The sequence below is a fragment of the Kitasatospora sp. NPDC091257 genome (assembly GCF_044757675.1).
Lineage (GTDB): Bacteria > Actinomycetota > Actinomycetes > Streptomycetales > Streptomycetaceae > Kitasatospora > Kitasatospora lactacystinica.
In genome coordinates this window covers 1-4,401 of the sequence record NZ_JBIVVI010000781.1, presented here as the reverse complement: position 1 = coordinate 4,401, position 4,401 = coordinate 1, and the positions used below count along the sequence as shown (strand labels likewise).

The window sequence follows — 4,401 nt, the reverse complement described above, 5'->3', positions numbered from 1 at the left end:
CCCGGCTCCCCCATCTCCCCGTCCAGGTCCAGGTCCAGGTCCAGGTCCAGCAGTTCCACCGCGCTGCGTCCCACCCCCGCCGCCAGTTCCCCCGGCAGCCAGCCGCCCTGCGCCAGCCGGGCGGCGGCCGTACCGTCCGGGTCCAGCCGGGCGCGCAGCTGCCGCGGGGTGGGCCGGGCGGCCGGGTCCTTGGCCAGGCAGCCGAGGACGATCCCGCGCAGCGGCTCGGGCAGCCCGGCCACGTCCGGCTCCTCGTGCAGCACCCGGTAGAGCAGCACGGCCGCGCTGACCCCTTCGCCGAAGGGGTGGACGCCGGTGGCGGCGAAGGCGAGGACGGCGCCGAGCGAGAAGACGTCCCCGGCCGGCCCGACCGCCTGCCCGTTCGCCTGCTCGGGTGACATGAAGCCGGGCGACCCGACCACGTAACCGGAACGGGTGAGGCCGCCCGCGGCGTCCAGGGCCCGGGCGATCCCGAAGTCGATCAGCCGCGGTCCGTCCAGGGTGAGCAGCACGTTGGACGGTTTGACGTCCCGGTGCACCAGGCCGAGTCCGTGGACGTGGGCCAGGGCCTCGGCGAGCCCGACGCCGAGCGAGCGCACGGCCGGCTCGGGCAGCGGCCCGTACGTCCGGACGGCGTCGCCGAGTGCGGGGCCCGCCACGTAGCCGGTGGCGACCCAGGGGCGGGCGCCCTCGGTGTCGGCGTCCAGCACGGGCGCGGTCCAGGCGCCGCCGACCCGCCGGGCGGCGGCGACCTCCTGACGGAAGCGGGCGCGGAACTCGGCGTCGTCGGTGAGCTCCGACCGCACCACCTTGACGGCGACGGTGCGCCCGCCGGCCGTCCGGCCGAGGTAGACCCGGCCCATTCCGCCCGAGCCGAGCCGCCGCAGCAGCCGGTAGCCGCCCACCCGGCGCGGATCGTCCGACCCCAGTGCCCGCATCCCGCACGCTCCCCTCGCCCTCGCACGCGCGCTCCGCCGACCGCCCACCGGACGCGCCTCGGGTGCAGACCGTACCGGGCCGGGCGGTGCTCCGCCCGGCCCTCGGGCCTGTCTTCACCCTTCCGCCCGCGCGGCGGCGCCGGTCGTACGAAGACGGGCAGGGGCCCGCGAACAGGTGCGGGAACCCCGCAGCCGGACGGCGCCCCTACATCCCCTACCTCCCCCTACCTCCCCTACATTCCCTGCTGCATCCCCAGCGGCAACGCCGCCGGCTCCAGCAGCCGCACCGCGACGTCGGGGGCGAACCCGCTGTCGTGCGCGACCCGCCGGGCGAACTCCGTGACGCCGGCCAGCTGCCGCTCGCCGAGCGAGAAGTCGAGCGCCTCGCTGAAGTACCGCTCCAGCACGTCCGCCCCGAAGGCCTCCCAGCGGGCGGCCTGTTCGGCGACCTTGCCGGCCTCCACCAGCGACAGGTCGCGGGACTCCAGGAAGGCCCGGTGCACCGCGGCGGTCAGTTCCGGGGCGCGCTCGGCGAACTCGCGCCGCACCGCCCAGACCGCGAAGACGAAGGGCAGGCCGGTCCACTCCTTCCACATCTCGCCGAGGTCGTGGACGGTCAGCCCGAGGTCGGCGGCCTGCCCGAGGTAGGCGCGCAGGGCCGGGTCGCCGATCAGGACGGCGGCGTCGGCCTCGGCGAGCATCGCGCTGAGGTCCGGCGGGCAGCTGAAGTAGTCCGGGCGCACGCCCTCGCGCTCCTCCAGGAGCAGCCGGGCGAGCCGTACGGAGGTGCGGCTGGTGGAGCCGAGGGCGACCCGGCGGCCGTCGAGGTCGGCGAGCGGCACCTTGCTCACGATCAGGCAGGACATCACCGGGCCGTCGCTGCCGACCGCGATGTCCGGCAGGACCAGCAGGTCGTCCGCGTTGCGCAGGTACTCCACGCAGGTGATCGGGCCGATGTCCAGGGTGCCGTCGACGAGCTGGTCGCTCAGCTTCTCCGGGGTGTCCTTGGTGAGGTCCAGATCGAGCAGGTTCCCGGTCCTGGCGAGTCCCCAGTAGAGGGGTACGCAGTTCAGGAACTGAATGTGGCCGACCCGGGGCCTGACCGGTGTGTTCTCCTGGGGCTCCCGCGTCCGCGCGTCCGGTGTCCGTGCCTCCGGTGCTGCCACTGCGCCGCTCCCTTGCTGTTCGTGCCTCCCCGCAGCGTATGCCTGCTGTTCGCGGCGGCTCGCACCGGCCGTCCGACACGCCCTCACGCGCCGTCGACGCGGCGTCGACGCTCCTTTCCACGCCCGCTCCGGGCCTTACGACACGCGCCTTCCACGCCGCAAGTGACCTCTGGTCGTCACAGCGGCCGCATGCTAGCGTTGCCCTCAGTTGCAGTTTGATTCCCCTTGCAGTACTTGAAGCCTGCGGAGCATGTAACCGCAGGCTTTTTGTAGTTTTTCAGCAATATCGAAAAATTTCGGACACGTCCGGAGGCAGGGCGATCAGCGCAGCGGACCGGGTGTCACACGGTGTGGCCCCCGACACGCATCGCAAGGAGAACGGCATGGCTCAGGGAACCGTCAAGTGGTTCAACGCTGAGAAGGGCTTCGGCTTCATCGCCCAGGATGGCGGCGGCCCCGACGTCTTCGTTCACTACTCCGCCATCAACGCGAACGGCTTCCGTTCGCTGGAGGAGAACCAGACGGTCACCTTCGACGTCACCCAGGGCCCGAAGGGCCCGCAGGCGGAGAACGTCACCGCTGTCTGACCATCCTCTGATGTTCTGATCGCTCGGGACCCGTACGGGTCCGCCGGCGGCTCCCGACAGCCGCCACCATGAGCACAAGAGCAGTACCCAAGGGGGCCCGCCGGTCGGCGGGCCCCCTGCCTTTTCGAAAGCCCGTCCCGGAGTGGAAGTTCGGGCACGGAGCGAAGGAATGCGGAAAGGGCCCTCTCCCGTCACCGGGAGAGGGCCCTTTCCGTCATGCCGGTCGAACGTCCCCTCTGGCGTTCGACCGCACGTTCCGCCTCAGGCCGCGACCGGGGCCGCGCCGCCCTGGCCTGCGGCGACGGCCGGCTCCGGGGCCTCGTCGTACAGGTCCCCGGACGGGTTGTTGTACGCGGCGACGTCCAGGATCTTCTCCCGGGCGGCGACCACGATCGGCACGACGACCTGGCCGGCGACGTTGGTCGCGGTGCGCATCATGTCCAGGATCGGGTCGATGGCGAGCAGCAGGCCGACGCCCTCCAGCGGCAGGCCCAGCGTGGACAGGGTCAGCGTCAGCATGATGATCGCGCCGGTGAGGCCCGCGGTGGCGGCCGAGCCGACCACCGAGACGAAGGCGATCAGGATGTAGTCCTTGATGCCCAGCTCGATGTTGAAGACCTGGGCGACGAAGATCGCGGCGACGGCCGGGTAGATCGAGGCGCAGCCGTCCATCTTGGTGGTGGCGCCGAACGGCACGGAGAAGGACGCGTACTCGCTCGGGACGCCGAGGCGCTCGGTGACGCGGCGGGTGACCGGCAGGGTGCCGACCGAGGAGCGGGAGACGAAGGCCAGCTGGATCGCGGGCCAGGCGCCCTTGAAGAAGTGCAGCGGGTTGAGCCCGGCGGCGAAGCGCAGCACCAGCGAGTAGACGACGAACAGCACCAGCGCGCAGCCGAAGTAGATGTCCAGGGTCAGCGTGGCGAAGGGCTTCAGCAGGTCCCAGCCGTACTTGGCGACGGACTTGCCGATCAGGCCGAGGGTGCCGAGCGGGGAGAGCCGGATGACCCACCAGAGCGCGGTCTGGGTCAGCTCCAGCACGGACTCGCTGAGCTTGAGGACCGGCTCGGCCTTGGCGCCGAGCTTGAGGATCGCCGCGCCGACCACGACCGCCAGGAAGACGATCTGGAGCACGTTCACCTTGGTGAAGGAGTCGACGATGTTGGTCGGGAAGATCCCGGTCAGGAAGTCGATCCAGGTGCCCTTGGAGTCGAGCGCCTTGAGGCCCTCGGTCTTCAGGTTGGTGCCCTCGCCCGGGTTGGTCAGCAGACCCAGGCCGATGCCGATGCCGACCGAGATCAGCGAGGTGATCATGAACCAGAGCAGCGTGCGGGTGGCCAGGCGGGCCGCGTTGGTGACGTTGCGCAGGTTGGCGACGCTCACCACGATCGCGGTGAACACCAGCGGCGGGACGGCCAGCTTGAGCAGCTGGACGAAGATCTTGCCGATGGTCTCCAGGGTGGTGGCCAGCCAGGAGATGTCGGCGGCGCGGGCCAGGTAGCCGAGGCCGACGCCGAGCACGAGGCCGGCGACGATCTGCACCCAGAAGGGCGTCTTGCGGATGCGGGCGAGCACGGACGGCGACGAGGTCGCCTCGGGCGCTGTGGACATGGGGGAGCGTCTCCGGGGGAGGGCGTTGCTGACGGTGAGGTGGGGGCGGAGCGGGCGGCACGGCGCGGGGCCGGACGGGAGGGGTCGGGCCCCCGGTCCGGG

General features: G+C 71.8%; 4 protein-coding genes. 1 reads left to right on the top strand and 3 read right to left on the bottom strand.

What is annotated here, in order from left to right:
• Both ACIQOV_RS29390 and ACIQOV_RS29385 read right to left on the bottom strand, forming a co-directional pair.
• The coding region (locus tag ACIQOV_RS29390) for a serine/threonine-protein kinase (protein WP_401053590.1) at nt 1-938 on the bottom strand (938 nt) is incomplete at its 3' end.
• Nucleotides 939-1,171: 233 nt separating this feature from the next.
• Entirely contained in the window at nt 1,172-2,104 is a 933-nt protein-coding gene (locus ACIQOV_RS29385) for a menaquinone biosynthetic enzyme MqnA/MqnD family protein (protein ID WP_401053589.1), read from the bottom strand.
• Between the two features lie 383 nt (nt 2,105-2,487).
• Here ACIQOV_RS29385 and ACIQOV_RS29380 point away from each other — a divergent pair, with 383 nt between their 5' ends.
• Nucleotides 2,488-2,691: a cold-shock protein gene (locus ACIQOV_RS29380; RefSeq protein WP_188301247.1), complete on the top strand. Its 204-nt coding sequence runs from the start codon at nt 2,488-2,490 to the stop codon at nt 2,689-2,691.
• 261 nt (nt 2,692-2,952) lie between these two features.
• Here ACIQOV_RS29380 and ACIQOV_RS29375 read toward each other — a convergent pair whose 3' ends face one another.
• Nucleotides 2,953-4,299: a dicarboxylate/amino acid:cation symporter gene (locus ACIQOV_RS29375; RefSeq protein WP_401053588.1), complete on the bottom strand. Its 1,347-nt coding sequence runs from the start codon at nt 4,297-4,299 to the stop codon at nt 2,953-2,955.
• Nucleotides 4,300-4,401 lie beyond the last annotated feature (102 nt).